Below are 21,438 nucleotides of genomic sequence, written 5' to 3' on the forward strand. Positions count from 1 at the left end.
CAGATGTTACGTATTAAATAGTTATAAGAACGACTCTGGTAGTGAGTTATTTTCATAAGCATATGAGTGAAAAGCATATGAGCGCAGGAAGCATAGTGATTCTGGACGGTGGCATGGGCCGCGAGCTGCAACGCCGAGGGGCGCCGTTCAGACAGCCCGAGTGGTCGGCGCTGGCCTTGAGCGAAGCGCCGCAAGCGGTTGAGGCGGTGCACGCGGCTTATATCGAAAGTGGTGCGAATGTCATTACCAGCAACAGTTATGCGGTGGTGCCGTTTCATATTGGCGAGGCGCGTTTTGCCGCAGAGGGGCAGGCCCTGGCAGCGCTGGCCGGTGAACTGGCACGGCGCGCGGTGGACGCGGCAGACAAACCGGTACGCGTGGCCGGCTCGTTGCCGCCGCTGTTTGGTTCCTACCGACCGGATCTGTTCGACGCTGCGCGGGTAACGGAATTGCTGACGCCATTGGTGAAAGGCCTCGCGCCCCACGTTGACCTGTGGCTGGCGGAAACCCAGAGCTCAATCGTCGAGGCGCGAGCGATTCACGCCGGGCTGCCAAAGGACGGCAAACCGTTCTGGCTGTCGTTTACCTTGAAGGATGAAGACACCGACGACGTGCCGCGTTTGCGTTCCGGAGAACCGGTGGCCGAAGCGGCGGCAGTGGCGGCTGAACTGGGCGTCGAGACATTGCTGTTCAATTGCAGCCAGCCGGAAGTGATCGGCGCGGCTATCGATGCGGCACGGGAAACGTTCGAGCGGTTGGGTGTGAAGATTCACATCGGCGCGTACGCCAATGCCTTCCCGCCGCAACCGAAAGAGGCCACGGCCAACGACGGGCTGGACCCATTGCGCGATGATCTGGACCCGCCGGGTTACCTGCACTGGGCAGCCGATTGGCAGCAGCGAGGAGCCAGCCATTTGGGCGGGTGCTGCGGGATCGGGCCGGAGCATATTGCGGTGCTGGCCCAGAAATTGGTGTGAAGCCATTCGCGAGCAAGCCCGCTCCCACAGGGTTTGGGGTTGACCACAAAATTGTGATCACCCGCTATCCAATGTGGGAGCGGGCTTGCTCGCGAAGGCGTCCGCTCAGGCACTACAGAATTACCCGCGGCACTCCGCCAACGTTTTCACCTGCCCCGAATCGGTCTGGTTTTCATCCGAAAGCCACCGCTCAAACCCAGCCCCAATCGCCGGCCATTCCGAATCCAGAATCGAATACCACGCGGTATCGCGATTTTGCCCCTTCACGACCATGTGCTGGCGGAACACCCCTTCAAAGCTGAAGCCCAAGCGCTCGGCCGCGTATTTGGAACGGGCGTTGCCGTTGTTGCACTTCCACTCCAGACGCCGGTAGCCCATGGCGAACGATTCCTTGGCCAGCAGGTAAACCGCCTCGGTACTTTTCGGCGAACGCTGCATCGGTGCGCCAAACGTGACATGGCCAATTTCAATACGACCCTGGGCCGGGACGATCGACATCAAGCTGAGGATGCCTTGCACGTCGCCGCTGGCACGGTCGATCACCGCGAAGAAGTACGGGTCGCTGTTGGCCGCGTGATTGTTCAGCCAATCGTTGAACACGCTGCGCTCCGGGAACGGGCCGTAAGGCAAGTAATCCCAGAGTTTCGGATCGGCACCCAGACCTTGCAGGGCTTTGAACAATCCGTCGGCGTGACGCGCCGGGTCGAGTTTTTCCAGGCGAATAAAACGCCCTTCAATTAGTTGAACAGTGGGAGCCGGAACGCCTTTCCAGTCCGCGAGTGAAGTCGACATGTTGTGCTCCTTGAACCTTAAAGGTTTTTGCGAAACTGGATGTAACCAGGGCGTTCGGCGATGCGCTCGTAGAGCTGGATCGCCGTGGCGTTGGTTTCGTGGGTCAACCAGTGAACCTTGCAGCAACCGTCTGCCTTGGCGGTGGCGTAGACGAATTCGATCAGCTTGCGACCGACGCCGGTGCCACGGGTCTCGGGTTCTACCAGCAAGTCTTGCAGGTAGCAGGAGTTTTCGATGCTCCAGTTCGAGCGATGGTAGATGAAATTCACCATGCCCACGGCTTTGCCATCGGCCCAGGCGAGGGCGGAGTGGGTCGGTTCGTTCGGGTCGAGCATGCGCTGCCAAGTGCTTTGGCTCACGGCGTCGGGCAATTCGGTGTTGTAGAAGCGCAGGTAGGCTTGCCACAGCGGCAACCAGGCAGCGTGGTCGTCGGCGCTGACCTGGCGGATCTCGATCTGACTCATGTTTATTCCTTAACGCATCAAGTGGGCGAGGGCCTGGTCCTGCGCATCGGGGCTGGCAGCCAGCCCTTCGCGCACACCGGCGATGTCTGCGGCGCTGCGGTTCTGACTCAGCTTGCGTTTGCCTTCCAGGCGCTCGATCGGCAGGACGAAACCGACGATGGCCCGAAGCATGCCGTCCATGTAGTCGGCGGGGGCGTCTTCAACTTTCCATGGCTGAGGACGGCTCACTTCGTGGCGATCGGTGAGGGCGCTGACCAGATGGCGCAGGCGATCGGCATCGGTGAAGACATCAGCCACGCCGTAAGCGTGCACGGCGACGTAGTTCCAGGTCGGCACGACTTTGCCGTGCTCGGCCTTGGCCGGATAAAAACCAGGGCTGACGTAGGCGTCGGCACCGGCAAAAATCACCAGCGCCTCGGCGCCGTTTTGCAATTCCTTCCATTGCGGATTGGCCTTGGCCAAATGTCCGTAAAGAGTGCCATTGGGGCCTTGCTCGGCGTCCAGCAGCAACGGGATGTGGCTGGCTTGCAGGCCTTGCTCGCCATGGGTGACCAGCATGGCGAGGCGGGTACCGAGTATTTGCTGATGCAGGTCCTGCAAATCGTCGATGGCAAAGCTGCTTGGCGTGTACATGGAAAATATCCCTTGGCGAATGTCTTCATCCTAGGCAGGCTATTGGTCTGTTGTAAGAGCCATTACAGACCAATTTCATAGGTCCATTGTTATGAAGGATGTGCCGCTTTCCTTGTCCTTCAACCCGGCCGGCATCGAGCTCGATCCGCGCCAGGGGTTGAGTCGTCAGCTCTATCAGGCGTTGCGGGTGCGCGTGCTCGACGGGCGACTGGCCAGCGGCACGCGATTGCCGGCCAGCCGCGACCTGGCGGCGGCGTTGTCGATTTCCCGGAACAGCGTCGTCCGCGCCTACGATCAGCTCTACGCCGAAGGCTTTATCGAGGGCCGGGTGGGCGACGGCACGTACGTCGCACAATTGCCGCAAACCCCATTGCCGGCAAAAAAACTATCCACAAAAGTATCCACAGGGTTGTCAACAGGGTTACCCACAGCCTTATCCACAAATTGGCTGGATTTACCTGTGATTCCATCCAGTAAAGTTATCCACAGCGGTGCACTGGAGCGGGTTGAAAAGAACCATTTGGCCCTGCCGCCAAGTGGCCCGCCGAAGGCTTTTCGGGTGGGCGTGCCGGCGTTCGATCTATTTCCGTTCGAGGTGTGGGCCAAGCTGAACGCGGCTTTCTGGCGCAAACCGGATTTGCAGCAGCTGTGTTACGGCGATCCGGCGGGCGATGAAAGATTGCGCGTGATGATTGCCGCGTACTTGCGCAGTTCCCGGGGCATGCAGTGCACGGCTGAGCAAATTGTGATCACCAGTGGCGCACAGCAGGGAATCAGCCTTTGTGCACAGCTGCTGGTGGAGCCGGGAGACGGCGTGGCGATCGAGAATCCGGGGTATCGCGCGGCGGGTCATGCGTTCGCCGTGGCCGGTGGCAAATTGCACGGCGTATCGGTGGACAGCGAGGGGATCAATTGCGCTGAACTGGAAGGGCTGGAGGATTGCCGACTGGCGTACGTCACTCCGTCTCATCAGTACCCGACCGGGGTGATCATGAGCCTGGCCCGGCGCCTGGAATTGCTGGCGTGGGCCGAGCGCACCCAAGGTTGGATCGTCGAAGACGATTACGACGGCGAGTACCGCTACAGCGGCGCGCCATTGGCACCGTTGGCGGCGCTGGATCGGCAGGGCCGCGTGTTGTATGTCGGGACATTCGGCAAAGTGGCGTTCCCGGCGTTGCGCCTGGGTTACCTGGTATTGCCGCCGGGTTTGGTGGATGCGTTCTCCCGTCGGCGTGCGGTGGATGTACGGCACTCGGAAGTCAGCACTCAGGCAGTGATGGCCGAGTTCATCGCGGCGGGACATTTCCAGCGGCATATTCGACGGATGCGGCGTGCCGCCCTGAGCCGTCGCAACACCCTGCTGGCCGGTTGGCCGAAAGATATCCCCGGCGTGGGCAACCTGCCCAGTGTGGCGGCGGGGCTGCATCTGGCGGTGTCGGTTGAAAGCGTGGCCCGCGAGTCTGAACTGGTGGCGCAAGCGGAAGCGGTGGGGGTCGAGATCAATGCATTGAGCAGTTATTGGTTGCCGGACTCGACCCGGCCTGCGGATGAGCGTGCGGGGTTGGTGTTGGGATTCGCCGCGGTGCCGGAGGCGGATATCGAGTCGGCGTTGGTGCGGTTGCGTTCTGCCTGGTGTCGCAACAATTAATGTGGGAGCGGGCTTGCTCGCGAAGGCGGAGTGTCAGTCAACGATAATGTCGCCTGTTACACCGCTTTCGCGAGCAAGCCCGCTCCCACAGGTTCTGTGTCTCCCACAGGTTCTGTCGGTTAGCTGATGGACCTGCCCATCAAGTCCCCGACTTGATCTTGGTCCACGCCCGGGTCCGCGCGCGCTCGGCATCGCGCGGCAGCGGTTGCAGGGTGTAGAGCGTGCTCATCGCCGACTCGGTCGGGTACAGGTTCGGGTTGTTGCGGATGGCGGGGTCGACCAATTCCGTGGCGTCCTTGTTCGGGTTCGGGTAGCCGACGAAGTCGCTGACCGGCGCAATCACCTGGGGTTGCAGCAGGTAGTTGATGAAGGTGTAGGCGTCTTCAGTGTTCTTCGCGCCTTTCGGAATCGCGAGCATGTCGAATTAGATCGGCGCGCCCTCTTTGGGCAAGCGCATGTCGACCACGACGCCGTTCTTGGCTTCCTTGGCGCGGTTGGCGGCCTGGGAGAAGCTGCCGGAATAACCGACCGCGACGCAGATGTCACCGTTGGCGATGTCGGCCATGTACTTGGACGAGTGGAAGTACGTGACGTACGGCCGGATCTTCATCAGCAGCGCTTCAGCCTTGTCGTAGTCCGCAGGCTTTTTGCTGTTCGGGTCCAGGCCGAGGTGTTGCAGGGCCAGCGGCAGGATCTCCGACGGCGAGTCGAGCAAAGCGACACCGCACTGCTTGAGCTTGCTGATGTTCTCTTCCTTGAAGATCAGGTCCCAACTGTCCACCGGCGCGTCGGCGCCCAGCGCAGCCTTGACCTTGTCCGGGTTGAAGCCGATCAGGATGGTGCCGTACATGTACGGCACGGCGAATTTATTGCCCGGGTCGTTGGCTTCGATCAGCTTCATCAGCTTGGGATCGAGGTGGTTCCAGTTCGGCAGCTTGCTGCGATCCAGGGGCTGGAACACGCCGGCTTCGATCTGCTTGGCGAGGAACACGTTGGACGGCACCACCACGTCATAGCCGGAGTTACCGGTGAGCAGCTTGGCCTCGAGGGCTTCGTTGGTGTCGAAGATGTCGTAGACCAGTTTGGTCTGGGTGTTCTGGGCCTTGAAGTCTTCGAGGGCTTTGGGGGTGATGTAGTCGAACCAGTTGTAGACGCGCAACGTTCGGTCTTCGGCGTGAACGGCACCGCTAAGTACCGTCGCGCATAGCGCTGGAGCGATAAAACGCTTGAGTCTGTTCATTGTTCTAATTCCTCATTGGGCGCTTTCAAAACCTTCGAGAACGTTCACGGCGTTGATGCCGATTTCTTCTACCGCGTAACCGCCTTCCATCACGAACAGCGTCGGCTTGCCGAGCATCGCGATGCGCTCGCCCATGGCCAGGTAATCCGGGCTGTCGAGCTTGAATTGGGAGATGGGGTCGTCCTTGAACGTGTCGACGCCCAGGGACACGACGACGATGTCGGCGCCGTACTTTTCGATCTCTTGGCAGGCCTGATCCAGCGCTGCGCTCCAGGTGTCCCAGCCCGAGCCGGCGGGCAAAGGGTAGTTGAAGTTGAAACCTTCACCGGCGCCTTCTCCCAGTTCGTCTTCGTAGCCGAGGAAGAACGGAAATTCCGCTTCCGGGTGGCCGTGGATCGAGGTGAACAACACGTCGCTGCGTTCGTAGAAAATCGATTGGGTGCCGTTGCCGTGGTGGTAATCGACGTCGAGGATCGCGACTTTTTTGTGGCCCTGATCGAGAAAGGCCTGGGCGGCGATGGCGGCGTTGTTGAGATAGCAATAACCGCCCATCAAATCGCTGGCGGCGTGATGTCCCGGCGGGCGGCACAACGCGAAGGCACTGCGGGCGCCGCGCTGGATGGCGGCTTGGGCCGTCAACGCGACTTGCGCCGCGCTGTACGCCGCTTGCCAGGTACCGGCGGTGATCGGCGCGCCGCCGTCGAAGCTGTAATAGCCGAGCTGGCCGTGCAGGCTGGTGGGTTTGATCCGGCGCAGAGTCCGCGCCGGCCAGGTGTAGGGCAGCAAGTCGCCGTCAGTATTGAATTCGGTCCAGCGCGCCCAGGCACCTTTGAAGAAGTCGAGATAGTCGTGGTCGTGAATACGCTGGATCGGCTCCAGGCCAAAATCCTGCGGTGCTTCCACCGGGCCGAGGTCGCGGTCTTTTACGCGCTGTAGAACGTGGTCGGCGCGGGAAGGCATTTCGAAGCAGGGCATCAATTGCCCGTCCATCAATTCACAACGGCCGTGGTGCAGGTGGTGATCGTCCGAGTAGATCGTCAGCATTTTCTTGTTCTCCGCAGGCTGATTCGGTTGAACACAGTCTTGCGGGGCGGGGCGTTTGGGAGAACGGCAGGAAAGGCCAAAAGGGGATCGATATGGCCAAAAGGTTTGACCGAAATTCGCCCCTTTTTGGCGCGAGAGTGCTCCGGTTCGGGGCTTCGGGATGATCGTTCCCACGCTCTGCGTGGGAATGCAGCCAGTGACGCTCCGCGTCACCGGGACGCGGAGCGTCCCAAGAGGCATTCCCACGCGGGAGCGTGGGAACGATCATTGATCAGTATTGGCTGTGCCGCCGTCTTCGCGAGCAGGCTCGCTCCCACAGGGTTATCCGTGAGGTCGGAACTGGCTGGGCGCCACGCCGCTCCAACGTACAAACGCATGCCGGAAACTCGCGGTCTCGCTGAACCCCAGCGCTTCGGCGATTTGATAGATCGGCAGTTGATCCTCGCAGAGCATCTGCTTGGCCTGCTCGAACCGCAGTTCATCCAGCAATTCCTGATAGCTGCAGCCCAGATCCTTGAGATGCCGACGCAAGGTCCGCGCCGAACACTTCATCTGCTCGGCCAGCCCCTCAAGCCCCGGCGCCGCATGCAGCTGCGCGCTGAGCAACTGGCGAATCCGCCCGAGCCACGCCTGGCGCCCGGTGAATTCGGTGTTCTGTTTGCGGCAGCGTTCAGCCATGGCTTGATGGGTGATGACATCGGCCAGCGGCAAGGGCTGGTCGAGCCATCGTCGGTCAAAGGCAAACGCGTTATCCCGCGTCTCGAAACTCAATGGGCAATCGAAGTGTTCGGCATAGGTCGCCTGATAGTCGGGCGCCAGGTGTTCGAAGCGTGCCGCCAGTAATGGCAACGGGTGGCCGAGCAAGTCGTCGCAGATGACTTTCAGTGAGACCAGGCAAAACTCGGCGTTGAACACTGCCAGCGCCGGGTTCTCCCGGTAATCGGCGGCGACGAACCAGATGCGTTCGCCATCGTCTTCCAGACTCAGTTCGAAAAGTGTTCCCAACAGCGCCGGATAACGGATCGCCAGGCGCAAAGCGTCACCGAAGGTGGCACTGGTGAGCAGCGCATAGCCGAGCATGCCGTAGGACGAAACATGCATCCGCCGGCCCAGTTCCAGGCCGATATCACGCTTGAGCGCGACCGCGTTGGCGCAGACCTGCATCTCTTGATTGGTGGTGATGCGCGTGTCCGCCCGGCTCAGATCCGCCGCGCTGATACCACTTCCCGCGAGCAACGCTTCGCTGGACAGGCCTTCGGCCTTGAAGGTGTTGAGCACCAGGGAGACGGCGTTGAGGGTGGTGAGGTGGGAGTGGAGCATGGGCGGTTCCAGCGTTGGGATGCCGGAAATGGAGCAAGTTGTATGCCCGCCGCCATGATCGTTCCCACGCTTTGCGTGGGAATGCCTCAAGGGACGCTCCGCGTCCAGTGACGCGGAGCGTCACGGGCTGCATTCCCACGCAGGAGCGTGGGAACGATCAGCGCCAGGGTTCTGGTGTCAGCTCAGTTCGCCGCAGAGGTCGAGTTCTACCAGGCGACGCACTTCTGCGTTATCCAGGCCTGCGCCCAACAACGCATGCAACTTGCCGAACGCCGCCTCACGGGTCATGCCGCCACCCGACAGCACGCCAACGCCGCGCAAGCGACTGCCCGCCTCGTACACATCCAGCTCGACGCCACCTTCATGGCATTGAGTGACGGCGACAACCACAACACCCTTGTCCCGCGCCCGCTCAAGGCTGGCGAGAAACTCTGGGTTATCGCTCGGCCCGGTGCCGCTGCCGTAGCATTCCAGCACCAGACCCTGAATGCCGCTATCGAGCAGGCCATTCAGAACATTGGCGCCAATGCCCGGGAACAGCGGCAGTACCGCGACGTTCGCCAACTGCTTGGGCTGGTTGTAGGTCAACGGCGCTGGCAGCGAAGTTGCTTTCACACCGCCGCCCTGACGCTCAAGTCGCTTGAATGGATGACGACCGAAACTGCGCACTTTCGCGCAACGGGTCGGGTCCAGCAGTTCGCCGTGGAAATACAGATGCACGCCCGGCGCCAGGCCATGGCCGAGGGCGACCAGCGCGCCGCTGAGGTTTTCCCAGGCGTCGCTGTCGGTCACGCCGGCCGGCAACATCGAGCCGGTGAAGCAGACGCGAGCATGCAGGCCGAGCAATTGGAAGCTCATGGCCGCGGCGCTGTAGGCCAGGGTGTCGGTGCCGTGCAGGATCAGCACACTGTCGCAGCTCTGGACATCCACGGCATCGACCACCGCTTCACGCAGTTGCTGCCAGTAGGCCGGGGTCATGTTGGCGCTGTCGATCAGCGGGCTCATCTCGCGAAAACGCCACTGTGGCACCACGAGTTCAGGCTGGCTGTGCAGGTAGTCGCGCATTCGCGCTTCGAAACCGGATGCCGGGGCCAGGCCATGGGCGCTGGCTTGCATGCCGATGGTGCCGCCGGTGTAGAGCACCATGACGTGCTGGGCGGCGGGGTAGGTCGAGGAATTCATGGAGGTTCTCCGGAGAACGACGAGTTCCTGTGGGAGCGGGCTTGCTCGCGAAAGCGGTGTATCAGTCAACGATAATGTTGAATGTTACGCCCTCTTCGCGAGCAAGCCCGCTCCCACACGGTACTTCGAACTTTAACCGATCAGCGTTGCGCTGCGGGTACGCCTTGCGGCTCAGCTTCGGCCTTGGTGGCAGCCGCTGGAGGGTTGGCTGGCCAGGCTTTCAGGTCCAGGTCCAGATCCGGGAACTTGCCCGAGTCGAACACCGGGGTCTTGATGCCGGCAGCGCGCTGGTCGTCGTAGTCACGCAGGATGCGCATGCCGACCTTGAACAGCAGGAACAGCGCGATCAGGTTAACGAACGCCAGCATGGTCATGGTGATGTCGGCGAAGGCGAACACCGTGCCGAGGTTTTCGATGGCACCCCAGAAAATCAGCACCAGTACCAGGGCGCGGTAACCGATCAGCGCTGCGCGGTTTTCACCGATCATGAAGCGCAGGTTGCTCTCGCCCAGGTAGTAGTTGTAGAGGATCGAGGTGAACACGAACAACGACAAGGCCACGGAGATGAAACTGCGACCCCAGTCACCGACCACGGCGGCCAGGGAGTTTTGGGTCAGGGCAATGCCGTCGCCTTCGAAGCCCGGGGTGTAGAAACCCGAGAGCAGGATCAGCAACGCGGTGCAGGTGCAGATCACGAAGGTGTCGAGGAACACGCTGAACGCCTGAACCACGCCTTGTGCCACCGGGTGCTCGACCGACGCGACCGCAGCCACGTTTGGCGCACTGCCCAGGCCGGCTTCGTTGGCGAATACGCCACGCTTCACGCCCATGACGATGGCGCTGCCGATCAGGCCGCCGAAGGCCTGGTCGAGACCGAAAGCACTTTTGACGATGGTCATCAACATCGCGGGAACGTGGTCGAATTGCAGCACGATCACGTAGATGGTCACGCCGATGTACACCAGGGTTTTCACCGGCACCAGCAGGTCAGCGACCTTGGCGATGCGCTTGATCCCACCGATGAACACCAGGCCCAGCAACACGGCCAGGGCTGCGCCAGTGTAGGTTGGGTCAAGGTCGAAGGCGTTCTTCAGCGAGTGGGTCACGGCATGGGATTGCAGGCCGTTGAAGGCGAAGCCGAAGGTGATCAGCAGCAGGAACGCCATGATCATCCCCAACCAGCGTTTCTGCAGGCCGTGCTGGATGTAATAGGACGGGCCGCCACGGTAGGTGCCGTCGGAATCGCAGCGCTTGTAGAGCTGACCGAGGGAACATTCGAAGAAGCTGCTGGACATGCCGACCAGCGCGGTCACCCACATCCAGAACACCGCACCTGGCCCACCGAGGGTCACGGCGATACCGACACCCGCGATGTTGCCTGCACCGACGCGGCCGGCGAGGCTGAGCATCAGGGCCTGGAACGAGCTGAGTTGACCGGCGCTGCTTTTGAGGCTGTCGCGGAACACCGCGAACATATGGAAGAAGTGGCGCAATTGAACGAAACGCGAGCGGATCGTGAAGTAGCTACCGAGCCCGACAATGAGCACGATCAGTACTTTCCCTGAGAGGAAGTCGTTAATGACTTCGAGCATGGATTATTCCTCGCTGTTTTTTGTTTAAGCAAATGCTGGAAGGGTAGAAACATCGCGTTACACCGGCTTGCGCGTGGCATGACAGGTGAGGCGAAGTTCGTCCCGGTCCATATCGCGGGTTGTTATTAGGTCGGGTTTCGCATGTGTTTGGGCCTCGTTACCGACGACCGCTCACGCGAAGAGGGGCGGCACTATACCTATGAGTGCGTTGCCCGTCTGCACGATTGTGGTGCAAGCGACGTTACGAAGCTTTGAAACACCCGACGTTACCGGCGTCGGGCTTATGTGAAAGCTGTTTCATGTGGGAGCGGGCTTGCTCGCGAAAGCGGCGTGTCAGTCACCTCAAATTTGGATGTGCCGTCGCCTTCGCGAGCAAGCCCGCTCCCACATTTTTCAGCTTCCAGACATTCTGTTTGGCTGCCAAAGAGTTAAAAAAAAGGGCTTGGAGAAAGAATCCCCAAGCCCTCAAAAGGTGAGAGGTGTCTAGTCCCTCGACCTGGTGAGCGTGTGCGGCGTTTGATCAAGCCTTAAGCGGGACCAGACGCGGAGCAATCATGTTTTCCGGGCGCAGGATGTCGGCGAGCATTTCGTCGTCGAGCAAGCCTTCTTCGCGCACCAGTTCCAGCACGCCGCGGCCGCTTTCGAGGGCGATACGGGCGATGCGGGTGGCGTTTTCATAGCCGATGTACGGGTTCAGCGCGGTGACCAGACCGATCGAGTGCTCGACCAGTTCGCGGCAGCGCTCTTCGTTGGCAGTGATGCCGACGATGCAGTGTTCGCGCAGCATGTCCATGGCGCGTTGCAGCAGGCGGATCGAGTCGAAGATCTTGAACGCGATCAGCGGCTCCATCACGTTCAGTTGCAACTGGCCGCCTTCGGCTGCGATGGTCAGGGCCAAGTCGTTGCCGATGATCTGGAACGCTACCTGGTTTACCGCTTCCGGGATTACCGGGTTGACCTTGCCGGGCATGATCGAGCTGCCTGGCTGACGGGCCGGCAGGTTGATTTCGTTGATGCCGGTGCGTGGGCCGCTGGACAGCAGGCGCAGGTCGTTGCAGATCTTCGACAGCTTGACCGCGGTGCGTTTGAGCATGCCGGAGAACAGCACGAAGGCGCCCATGTCGGAAGTGGCTTCGATCAGGTCGGCGGCTGGCACCAGCGGTTGACCGCTGATCAGGGCCAGGCGCTGAACAGCCAGGTGCTGGTAACGCGGGTCGGCGTTGATGCCGGTGCCGATCGCGGTGCCGCCCAGGTTCACTTCAGTCAGCAGTTCCGGGGCCAGCGTCTTCAGACGGGCCAGGTCTTCGCCCAGTGTGGTGGCGAAGGCACGGAATTCCTGGCCGAGGGTCATCGGCACGGCGTCTTGCAGTTGGGTGCGGCCCATTTTCAGGACGTGAGCGAATTCCTGACCTTTGGCAGCGAACGCCTGGATCAGGCTGTCGAGGCTGGCCAGCAGCGCGTCGTGACCCAGCAGCAGACCCAGACGGATCGCGGTCGGATAGGCGTCGTTGGTCGACTGCGCCATGTTCACGTCGTTGTTCGGGTGCAGGTATTGGTATTCGCCTTTCTGGTGACCCATGGCCTCCAGCGCGATGTTGGCGATGACTTCGTTGGCATTCATGTTGGTCGAAGTGCCAGCGCCGCCTTGAATCATGTCCACCACGAACTCTTCGTGGAAATCGCCGCGGATCAGTCGTGCACAGGCTTCGCTGATGGCAGCGTGCTTGGCTTCGCTCAGGTGACCCAGCTCGCGGTTGGCGTCAGCAGCGGCTTGTTTAACCATTGCCAGGCCGACAACCAGCTTCGGGTAATGCGAAATCGGAACGCCGGAGAGACGGAAGTTGTTCACCGCTCGCAGGGTCTGGATGCCGTAATACGCTTGAGCGGGTACTTCGAGTACGCCAAGCAGGTCTTTTTCTGTGCGGAAAGATGCAGCGGAGGACATGATAGAAATCATCTCGATATGGACCCGGTCTGTGCCGGAACGCTGCAAATGCTAGGCTTGTGAAGAATTTTGGGCCAATGCTGTTAAGCGCTGGCCTATGCACATTCGGCATAATGCCCATGTGACGCCGCGTGTGCGGCGAGCGTGTGACCTAAATTGGTGCGTGTCCGGGAGGACGTGATGAATCTGGAAAGCAAATGGCTGGAGGACTTTAGTGCCCTGGCCGCCACCCGCAGCTTCTCCCAGGCTGCGGAACGCCGCTTCGTGACCCAGCCTGCGTTTAGCCGGCGGATCCGCAGTCTTGAAGCCGCGCTGGGGCTGCAATTGGTCAACCGCTCGCGCACGCCGGTCGAGCTGACAGCGGCGGGGCAGTTGTTCCTGGTGACCGCGCGGACGGTAGTCGAACAGCTGGGCGAAGTGCTGCGCCACCTCCATCACTTGGAAGGCGGGCAGGGCGAAGTGATGCAGGTTGCGGCGGCTCACTCCCTGGCGCTGGGCTTCTTCCCGCGCTGGATCGCGCAATTGCGCAACGAAGGCCTGAACATCGCCACGCGACTGGTGGCCACCAACGTCGGCGACGCCGTGCACGCGCTGCGTGAGGGCGGCTGCGACTTGATGCTGGCGTTTTATGACCCGGACGCGGCGATGCAGATGGACCCGGAAATCTTTCCGTCGCTGCATCTGGGCCAGACTGAAATGTTGCCGGTGTGTGCGGCGGACGCCGAGGGCAAGCCGCTGTTCGATCTGGAAGGCGAGGGCAGTGTGCCGTTGCTTGCTTACAGCGCCGGGGCGTTTCTCGGGCGTTCGGTCAACCTGCTGCTGCGCCAGCGTGCGCTGCGCTTTACCACCATTTATGAAACCGCCATGGCCGACAGCCTGAAAAGCATGGCGCTGGAAGGGCTGGGCATCGCCTGGGTGCCGCAACTGAGCGTGCGCGCCGAACTGGCTCGCGGTGAACTGGTGGTGTGCGGCGGCCCGCAGTGGCATGTGCCGCTGGAAATCCGTTTGTATCGTTGCGCGCTGGTGCGCAAGGCGAATGTGCGGTTGTTGTGGCGCAAGCTTGAGGGTGGTGCTGCGCAGGGTTCCTGAGCACACCAACTCACCCTGTGGGAGCGAGCCTGCTCGCGAAAGCGGTGTGTCAGGCAACATCACTGTCGACTGATGCATCGCATTCGCGAGCAGGCTCGCTCCCACAGGGGATCAGTGTTGTATCTGACTGACTCTCAGGTCAATAAAACCGGCCCTTTGCACCGTATGACAGATGGTCGTTTCGGGGGCTGTTTATCTGCTTCATTGAGGTATACTGCGCGGCCTTCGGCCGGTTCGTCCGGCCATTTTTCGTACAATCAAGCCACGCATATTGCGTGGCTTGTTGTTTTTTGACGCGCCTGCGGGCGCCCAGAGAGAAGAGGCACGACGATGAGTGCACTGGTTGGCGTGATCATGGGCTCCAAGTCCGATTGGTCCACCCTTAGCCACACCGCCGATATGCTGGAAAAGCTCGGCATCCCTTACGAGGTGAAAGTGGTCTCTGCCCACCGCACCCCGGACCTGCTGTTCCAGTACGCCGAAGAGGCTGAGGCGCGTGGCATCGAGGTGATCATTGCCGGTGCCGGTGGCGCGGCCCACCTGCCTGGCATGTGTGCGGCCAAGACCCACCTGCCGGTGCTGGGCGTTCCAGTGCAGTCGTCGATGCTCTCGGGCGTCGATTCGCTGCTCTCGATCGTGCAGATGCCTGCGGGCATCCCGGTTGCCACCCTGGCCATCGGCAAGGCGGGCGCGATCAACGCGGCGTTGCTGTCGGCGAGTATCCTGGGCGCCAAGCACCCGCAGTTCCATGCGGTGCTGAAAACTTTCCGTGCTGAGCAGACAGACAGCGTCCTGGACAATCCAGACCCACGCATCGCCTGAGGTTGTTGACGATGAAAATCGGTGTAATCGGTGGCGGCCAGTTGGGTCGCATGTTGGCGCTGGCGGGTACTCCGCTGGGCATGAACTTCGCTTTCCTGGACCCGGCGCCGGACGCCTGTGCCGCCGCGTTGGGCGAGCATTTGCGGGCCGATTACGGCGATCAGGATCACCTGCGCCAACTGGCCGATGAAGTTGATCTGGTGACCTTTGAGTTCGAAAGCGTCCCGGCCGAAACCGTGGCCTTCCTGTCGCAGTTCGTCCCGGTCTACCCGAGCGCCGAAGCCCTGCGTATCGCTCGTGATCGCTGGTTCGAGAAGAGCATGTTCAAGGACCTGGGGATTCCCACCCCGGCGTTCGCCGACATCCAGTCGCAAGCCGATCTGGACGCCGCCGTGGCATCGATCGGTCTGCCGGCCGTGCTGAAAACCCGCACCCTGGGTTACGACGGCAAGGGCCAGAAAGTCCTGCGCAAACCGGAAGACGTGGTCGGCACCTTCGCCGAACTGGGCAGCGTGGCCTGCCTGCTGGAAGGTTTCGTGCCGTTCACCGGTGAAGTCTCGTTGATCGCCGTGCGTGCTCGCGATGGCGAAACCCGTTTCTATCCACTGGTTCACAACACCCACGACAGCGGCATCCTCAAGCTGTCCGTGGCCAGCACCGATCACCCGCTGCAAGCCTTGGCTGAAGACTACTCCAGCCGGGTGCTCAAGCAGCTGGAATACGTCGGCGTGATGGCGTTCGAGTTCTTTGAAGTCGACGGCGGCCTCAAGGCCAACGAAATCGCCCCGCGTGTGCACAACTCCGGGCACTGGACCACTGAAGGCGCCGAGTGCAGCCAGTTCGAAAACCACCTGCGGGCCGTTGCCGGTCTGCCATTAGGTTCGACGGCCAAGATCGGCGAGAGCGCGATGCTCAACTTCATCGGCGTTGTTCCGCCGGTAGAGAAAGTCATCGCCATCGACGATTGCCATTTGCACCACTACGGCAAGGCGTTCAAGGCTGGGCGCAAGGTCGGTCACGCCAATTTGCGCTGTGCAGATCGCGAGACGCTGGCGGCGCAGATCCTCAAGGTCGAAGCCCTCATTGCCGAATAGTTTCATGTGGCAGCGGCGGAACCTTCAGTGTCCGCCGTTCTCTGATGGCAGGATGCCAAAGTCTGACTAGGCTTTCGCATAACCAACCAATCAGAGGGAAATGCCATGGGAATTATCGGAACCATCTTTATCGGCTTGATCGTCGGCCTGCTGGCACGGTTCCTGAAACCGGGCGATGACAGCATGGGTTGGATCATGACCATCCTGCTCGGTATCGGCGGTTCGCTGGCGGCCACTTATGGCGGCCAGGCGCTGGGCATTTACCAGGCTGGCCAAGGCGCGGGCTTCATCGGTGCGCTGGTGGGCGCCGTCGTATTGCTGGTGATCTACGGCCTGATCAAAAGAAACTGATTCAAGCGACAAAGTCCTCTCTGCGGCGCACGCGGGGAGGGCTAGAATGCTCGCCACTCCATTGACTCCTCCTTTTGCCGAGCATCTCCATGCGCCGTCTTCTGTTGACCCTCTTATTCCTGGGCTCGGGCCTTGCCCATGCCGGCGAACTGCCGGAAACCGATTGGCTGGAACTGATGCCCAAGTCGGACCAGAAAGCCCTCGAAGCCATGCCCGAAATCGACCACAACACCCCCGAAGGCGATGGCACCTTTACGTCAAAGGGTGGCATGAAGCAGGGCAAGGGCTTGCCGGCGGTGATGTACTCGACCAAAACCGTGCCGTCGATGAACGACAAGAACATCCGCATCGGTGGTTATCCGGTGCCGCTGGAGTCCGACGCCAAGGGCCGCAGCACGCTGTTCTTCCTGGTGCCGTACCCGGGCGCCTGCATCCACGTGCCGCCACCGCCGCCCAACCAGTTGGTGCTGGTGCGTTATCCGAAGGGTTTGAAGCTGGACGATATCTACACGCCGCTGTGGGTGACCGGCACGCTGAAGATCGAGAAGGTCAACAACGACCTGGCCGACGCGGCGTACGCGCTGGATGCGGCGAAGGTAAGAGTGGTTAAAGAGTCGGATTTGTAAGCGCCAGTGAGATTGGCACCCATCTAATGTGGGAGCGGGCTTGCTCGCGAAAGCGGAGTGTCAGGCGACATTGATATCGACTGATAGACCGCATTCGCGAGCAAGCCCGCTCCCACAATTGTTTTGTGGTGTCAGAGCGGTTTGCTACCGATGCTCACGCCAAGGGTATGACTGGCACCCGCCGCCAGGTTCACCACATCATCCATCACGTTCGCCGTCTCGATGCACAGCATGCGCTGCCAGCCATCGTCGGCCATGTCGCTGAATGCGGCTGCGCGCTCGATCCACGGGTTCCAGATCACCGCCGTGCGTGAACCGCTGCTGGTCAGCTCGATGCGCCGTTCCCAGGCCGGGTCGACGATGCTCAGCTTCGCCGGGGTATTGAGGTAGATGCGGTCTGTCTCGCCGGTAAAAGCCAGATCACCGGCCTGCGTGGCCGTGGCCCAGTCCTTGGTCGTATCGATGTAACTCAAGCCATCCAGCCCTTCGACCTGCACATTGCGCACATCGCTGACGGCGAAGTAGCTGTGCAACGCCTGGCTGATCGTCACGGTTTCCGCACCGCGGTTATGACTGGTCAGGCTGATGTGCAGCTGTTCATCCAGACGAATGCTCAGCTTCAAGTCCACTTGATGCGGCCAGCCCGGAAAACCACCTTCGGGGTAGGGCAGGATGAATTCCACTTTCAGGCTTTCGCCCTCGGCTTCTATGCCACCCAATTCCCAATCCGTCGCCCGGACAAAACCGTGGGCGGCGGCCGGTTCGCTGCTGACGCGCATGGCCTGCACGCTCTGCGGGTTGCGCGAGAAGTTGCCGAACCACGGCCAGCACACCGGCACGCCGGCGCGGATGCTCTTGCCGGTCTTGAACACGGCCTCGTCGTTGAGCCAGATCAGCGGCGGTTGCCCGGCCAATTGATAACTGAGGATGTGCGCGCCTTGCTGAGCCACCAGCAATTCGGCCTGACCGTGGCGGATGCGCCAGCAGTTCAGTTCATCCAGTTTGACGGCTTCAACGTTGGGCGTGCTCATGGGGACAACTCTCAATCGGGATCAATGACGGCAATGGACCGCAAAATGCGCGCTGTGTTTAACGCGCTCTCGGCGGGCACGAACGGGTGCGACCGCTGCCGTCGATGGCGACGAACACGAACACTGCTTCAGTCACTTTACGCCACTCACTGGACAGTGGATCGTCGCTCCAGACCTCGACCATCATCTGGATCGAGCTGCGACCGATTTCCAGCGCCTGGGTATAGAAGGAGAGCTGAGCGCCCACCGCCACCGGAACCAGGAACGCCATGCGGTCGATCGCAACAGTCGCGACGCGGCCGCCGGCGACTTTGCTGGCCATTGCGGTGCCGGCCAAATCCATCTGCGCCACGAGCCAGCCGCCGAAAATATCGCCAAAGCCGTTGGTTTCGCGTGGAAGTGCGGTGATTTGCAGGGCCAGGTCGCCTTGCGGGATTGGATCTTCTTGTTCGAGCTCTATCATGCCGGGGGTGCCTCTGACCCGTGACTCTTCATAGGTGTAGCGGGTGAATAGCCGTCTTGGAAAAACGATTCAGCCCCGAACATACTACGTTCGTCACGTTTTTCGTAAGGCGCCTAAAGGGAAACTCTGCGAAATCGCCTGTGAAACCTGGCAGGCGTTTTCGCACAGCAACCCTTTCAAACTGTTGCAAGATCGCGAGTATATCGGTCGGTAGACTCTGAGACGACCGTCCGGTTCTCATTTTGACCGTCAAATACGCACCTCTATGTGCTTTTTCGAACAATTTGCTATCGTGCCGGACCTGCCCAAGCCTCCGCCAGCGTTGTTGGGGTTGCAGATCCGACTATAAGAGAAGCCCTTGCCATGACCACAGCGCCCTCGAGCACTGCGCAGCCGACGCAATCCGCACGTCCGTTGACCCGCAACGATTACAAGACCTTGTCGCTGTCCGCCCTGGGTGGCGCGCTGGAGTTCTACGACTTCATCATCTTCGTGTTCTTTGCCACCGTGGTCGGCAAGCTGTTCTTCCCGGCCGACATGCCCGAGTGGCTGCGCCTGATGCAGACCTTCGGCATCTTCGCCGCCGGTTACCTGGCGCGTCCGCTGGGCGGCATCGTCATGGCGCACTTCGGTGACCTGCTGGGGCGCAAGAAGATGTTCACCCTGAGCATTTTCATGATGGCTGTGCCGACCCTGATCATGGGCCTGCTGCCAACCTATGCGCAGATCGGCATGTGGGCGCCGATCCTGTTGCTGCTGATGCGCGTGATCCAGGGCGCGGCTATTGGCGGTGAAGTGCCGGGCGCCTGGGTCTTCGTTTCCGAACACGTGCCCCAGCGGCACATCGGCTACGCCTGCGGCACCCTGACCAGCGGTCTGACGGCGGGCATTCTCCTGGGTTCGCTGGTGGCCACGGCGATCAACAGCATTTACACCCCGGTGGAAGTGTCGGATTACGCCTGGCGGATCCCGTTCCTGCTCGGCGGTGTGTTCGGCTTGTTCTCGGTCTACCTGCGCCGCTGGCTCCACGAAACCCCGGTGTTCGCCGAACTGCAACTGCGCAAGGCCCTGGCCGAAGAAGTGCCGTTGCGCGCGGTGCTGCGCGACCATCGCGGGGCGATCCTGATTTCCATGCTGCTGACCTGGCTGCTGTCCGCCGGCATCATCGTGGTCATCCTGATGACCCCGACCGTGCTGCAGACCGTCTACCACTTCACCCCGACCACCGCGTTGCAGGCCAACAGCCTGGCCATCGTGTTCCTGAGCCTGGGTTGCGTCGCGTCCGGCGCATTGGCCGACCGTTTCGGCGCCGGCCGAGTGTTCGTGTTTGGCAGCGCATTGCTGTTGCTGAGTTCGTGGACCTTCTACCACAGCTTGTTTGATCACCCCGATTGGCTGTTCCCGATGTACGCCGTGACTGGCTTGCTGGTCGGCACCATCGGCGCCGTGCCTTACGTGATGGTCAAGGCCTTCCCGGCGGTGGTGCGCTTCAGCGGCCTGTCGTTCTCCTACAACCTGGCCTACGCGATCTTCGGCGGCTTGACCCCGATGATCGTGACGTTGCTGCTCAAGGAAAGCCCGATGGGGCCTGCCTATTACGTGGCGATCATTTGCGGGGTCGGGATTCTGGTAGGGGCTTATCTTTGGAAGAAGGGGCGCTAAGGCGACTCTTTGCGCTGTTAGTACTGACGCCTTCGCGAGCAAGCCCGCTCCCACACTGACTCAATTGGACACATATTCTGTGTCCAGGCGCAGATCCAGAGTGGGAGCGGGCTTGCTCGCGAAGAACGATAACGCGGTAGACCTGCAAAAAACCGAATGCTGGCCTTTCATCCAATTGTCATATTTCAGCCATAGAGTGTTCATACGGCCCGCCGATACTTGGCCCCGACTTAACACACCCTATCTGCTAGGAGTAAGGCATGAAACTGAAGCGTTTGATGGCGGCAATGACTTTTGTCGCTGCTGGCGTTGCGACTGCCCACGCGGTAGCCGCTGGCGTTGACCCGTCAATTCCGGCTTACACCAAAGTCACTGGTGTCTCGGGCAACCTGTCCAGCGTTGGTTCCGACACTCTGGCCAACCTCATGACCCTGTGGGCTGAGAACTACAAAAAAGAATACCCGAACGTAAACATCCAGATTCAGGCCGCTGGCTCCGCCACTGCGCCACCTGCGTTGACTGAAGGCACCTCTAACCTGGGCCCGATGAGCCGCAAAATGAAGGACACCGAACTGGCTGCCTTCGAGCAGAAGTACGGCTACAAGCCAACCGCTATCCCGGTTGCCGTGGATGCCCTGGCGGTGTTCGTGCACAAGGACAACCCGATCCAGCACCTGACCATGGAACAAGTCGACGCGATCTTCTCCTCGACTCGTCTGTGCGGCGCTAAAACCGACGTCAAAACCTGGGGCGACCTGGGCGTGACCGGCGACCTGGCCAACAAGCCGGTTCAGCTGTTCGGTCGTAACTCGGTATCCGGCACTTATGGCTACTTCAAAGAAGAAGCCCTGTGCAAAGGCGACTACAAGCCAAACGTCAACGAACAACCAGGTTCGGCTTCGGTCGTGCAGTCGATCAGCTCCTCGCTGAACGGCGTTGGTTACTCGGGCATCGGCTACAAGACCGCTAGCGTGAAAACCGTTGCTCTGTCGAAGAAAGGCAGCACTGACTACATCGAAGACAGCGAAGAAAACGCACTGAACGGCAAATACCCGCTGTCGCGTTTCCTCTACGTATACGTCAACAAAGCCCCGAACAAGCCTCTGGCCCCGCTGGAAGCCGAGTTCGTGAAACTGGTTCTGTCCAAACAGGGCCAGGAAGTTGTAGTGAAAGACGGCTACATCCCACTGCCGGCCAAGGTTGCTGCAAAAGCACTGGCTGACCTGGGTCTGCAAGAAGGCGGCGCTGAAGTCGCAAAAAAGTAAAACCCTGAGCCCGGGGTAACCCTCGGGTTCAATGTGGGAGCGGGCTTGCTCGCGAAAGCGGTGGATCGGTCAACACAGGTGTTGAAAGTGACGGCCCCTTCGCGAGCAAGCCCGCTCCCACATACCCCAAAATTTCCGGTCCTCTGCCAGTACCCTCTGGCGGCGGATTTGTTGCGTCACTGCATTGTCATCTTTCTG

General features: G+C 60.8%; 19 protein-coding genes and 1 pseudogene. 9 read left to right on the forward strand and 11 right to left on the reverse strand.

Annotated elements, in window-relative coordinates:
* Window positions 1-77: 77 nt before the first annotated feature.
* Entirely contained in the window at window positions 78-977 is a 900-nt protein-coding gene (locus ACIQY3_RS26090; protein ID WP_403025573.1) for a homocysteine S-methyltransferase family protein, read from the forward strand.
* 120 nt (window positions 978-1,097) lie between these two features.
* Here the strand turns inward: ACIQY3_RS26090 and ACIQY3_RS26095 are convergent, their stop codons facing one another.
* From ACIQY3_RS26095 to ACIQY3_RS26105, 3 genes are read right to left on the reverse strand one after another with little or no spacing between them, the layout of a single operon-like run.
* Complete coding sequence (locus tag ACIQY3_RS26095; protein WP_403025579.1) at window positions 1,098-1,769, reverse strand: GNAT family N-acetyltransferase; 672 nt, start codon at window positions 1,767-1,769, stop codon at window positions 1,098-1,100.
* A gap of 17 nt (window positions 1,770-1,786) precedes the next feature.
* On the reverse strand, window positions 1,787-2,233 hold the full coding sequence (locus ACIQY3_RS26100) for a GNAT family N-acetyltransferase (protein ID WP_403025582.1): 447 nt from the start codon (window positions 2,231-2,233) through the stop codon (window positions 1,787-1,789).
* Between the two features lie 9 nt (window positions 2,234-2,242).
* Window positions 2,243-2,866, reverse strand: a complete 624-nt coding sequence (locus ACIQY3_RS26105) for an FMN-binding negative transcriptional regulator (protein ID WP_403025585.1) — start codon at window positions 2,864-2,866, stop codon at window positions 2,243-2,245.
* 91 nt (window positions 2,867-2,957) lie between these two features.
* Between ACIQY3_RS26105 and ACIQY3_RS26110 the strand changes: the two genes are divergently transcribed.
* On the forward strand, window positions 2,958-4,514 hold the full coding sequence (locus ACIQY3_RS26110) for a PLP-dependent aminotransferase family protein (RefSeq protein ID WP_403025587.1): 1,557 nt from the start codon (window positions 2,958-2,960) through the stop codon (window positions 4,512-4,514).
* A 139-nt stretch (window positions 4,515-4,653) separates the two neighbouring features.
* Here the strand turns inward: ACIQY3_RS26110 and ACIQY3_RS26115 are convergent.
* From ACIQY3_RS26115 to aspA, 6 genes and pseudogenes are all read right to left on the reverse strand, one after another.
* Window positions 4,654-5,754 (reverse strand): annotated as a pseudogene (locus ACIQY3_RS26115) (polyamine ABC transporter substrate-binding protein).
* A 12-nt stretch (window positions 5,755-5,766) separates the two neighbouring features.
* The gene (locus tag ACIQY3_RS26120; protein WP_403025590.1) at window positions 5,767-6,798 is read right to left on the reverse strand and encodes a histone deacetylase family protein; all 1,032 of its coding nucleotides are present in this window, start codon (window positions 6,796-6,798) and stop codon (window positions 5,767-5,769) included.
* A gap of 321 nt (window positions 6,799-7,119) precedes the next feature.
* Window positions 7,120-8,118, reverse strand: coding sequence for an AraC family transcriptional regulator (locus ACIQY3_RS26125; protein WP_403025593.1), 999 nt, complete (start codon window positions 8,116-8,118; stop codon window positions 7,120-7,122).
* Window positions 8,119-8,295: 177 nt separating this feature from the next.
* Window positions 8,296-9,300 (reverse strand): asparaginase, encoded by a 1,005-nt coding sequence (locus ACIQY3_RS26130; protein WP_403025596.1) that lies wholly within the window; start codon window positions 9,298-9,300, stop codon window positions 8,296-8,298.
* Between the two features lie 140 nt (window positions 9,301-9,440).
* Window positions 9,441-10,892, reverse strand: coding sequence for an alanine/glycine:cation symporter family protein (locus ACIQY3_RS26135; RefSeq protein WP_403025599.1), 1,452 nt, complete (start codon window positions 10,890-10,892; stop codon window positions 9,441-9,443).
* Between the two features lie 520 nt (window positions 10,893-11,412).
* A complete protein-coding gene (gene aspA, locus ACIQY3_RS26140) occupies window positions 11,413-12,837 on the reverse strand; it encodes an aspartate ammonia-lyase (RefSeq protein WP_111448231.1) in 1,425 nt (474 codons plus the stop codon).
* Between the two features lie 180 nt (window positions 12,838-13,017).
* Between aspA and ACIQY3_RS26145 the strand changes: the two genes are divergently transcribed.
* The 5 genes from ACIQY3_RS26145 to ACIQY3_RS26165 all read left to right on the forward strand — a co-directional run bounded on the left by ACIQY3_RS26145 (window position 13,018) and on the right by ACIQY3_RS26165 (window position 16,819).
* Entirely contained in the window at window positions 13,018-13,926 is a 909-nt protein-coding gene (locus tag ACIQY3_RS26145) for a LysR substrate-binding domain-containing protein (RefSeq protein WP_054048314.1), read from the forward strand.
* A gap of 330 nt (window positions 13,927-14,256) precedes the next feature.
* Window positions 14,257-14,748, forward strand: coding sequence for a 5-(carboxyamino)imidazole ribonucleotide mutase (purE, locus tag ACIQY3_RS26150; protein ID WP_019694319.1), 492 nt, complete (start codon window positions 14,257-14,259; stop codon window positions 14,746-14,748).
* A gap of 11 nt (window positions 14,749-14,759) precedes the next feature.
* Window positions 14,760-15,842, forward strand: a complete 1,083-nt coding sequence (locus ACIQY3_RS26155; RefSeq protein ID WP_133835323.1) for a 5-(carboxyamino)imidazole ribonucleotide synthase — start codon at window positions 14,760-14,762, stop codon at window positions 15,840-15,842.
* Between the two features lie 105 nt (window positions 15,843-15,947).
* A complete protein-coding gene (locus ACIQY3_RS26160; RefSeq protein WP_003196372.1) occupies window positions 15,948-16,193 on the forward strand; it encodes a GlsB/YeaQ/YmgE family stress response membrane protein in 246 nt (81 codons plus the stop codon).
* 89 nt (window positions 16,194-16,282) lie between these two features.
* Window positions 16,283-16,819, forward strand: coding sequence for a DUF3299 domain-containing protein (locus tag ACIQY3_RS26165; protein WP_054048741.1), 537 nt, complete (start codon window positions 16,283-16,285; stop codon window positions 16,817-16,819).
* 131 nt (window positions 16,820-16,950) lie between these two features.
* On the opposite strand, the gene ACIQY3_RS26170 is transcribed toward ACIQY3_RS26165, so the two are convergent.
* Together ACIQY3_RS26170 and ACIQY3_RS26175 are read right to left on the reverse strand one after the other, a co-directional pair.
* A complete protein-coding gene (locus ACIQY3_RS26170) occupies window positions 16,951-17,850 on the reverse strand; it encodes a D-hexose-6-phosphate mutarotase (protein ID WP_403025606.1) in 900 nt (299 codons plus the stop codon).
* A 58-nt stretch (window positions 17,851-17,908) separates the two neighbouring features.
* Window positions 17,909-18,313: an acyl-CoA thioesterase gene (locus tag ACIQY3_RS26175; RefSeq protein WP_054048323.1), complete on the reverse strand. Its 405-nt coding sequence runs from the start codon at window positions 18,311-18,313 to the stop codon at window positions 17,909-17,911.
* Between the two features lie 363 nt (window positions 18,314-18,676).
* Here ACIQY3_RS26175 and ACIQY3_RS26180 point away from each other — a divergent pair, with 363 nt between their 5' ends.
* Together ACIQY3_RS26180 and ACIQY3_RS26185 are read left to right on the forward strand one after the other, a co-directional pair.
* Entirely contained in the window at window positions 18,677-19,975 is a 1,299-nt protein-coding gene (locus ACIQY3_RS26180) for an MFS transporter (RefSeq protein ID WP_403025609.1), read from the forward strand.
* A gap of 260 nt (window positions 19,976-20,235) precedes the next feature.
* Window positions 20,236-21,240 carry a phosphate ABC transporter substrate-binding protein PstS gene (locus ACIQY3_RS26185; RefSeq protein ID WP_403025612.1) on the forward strand — a complete coding sequence of 335 codons (1,005 nt, stop codon included), beginning with the start codon at window positions 20,236-20,238 and terminating at the stop codon, window positions 21,238-21,240.
* Window positions 21,241-21,438: the final 198 nt, after the last annotated feature.

The organism is Pseudomonas sp. NPDC096950, assembly GCF_044762525.1.
Lineage (GTDB): Bacteria > Pseudomonadota > Gammaproteobacteria > Pseudomonadales > Pseudomonadaceae > Aquipseudomonas.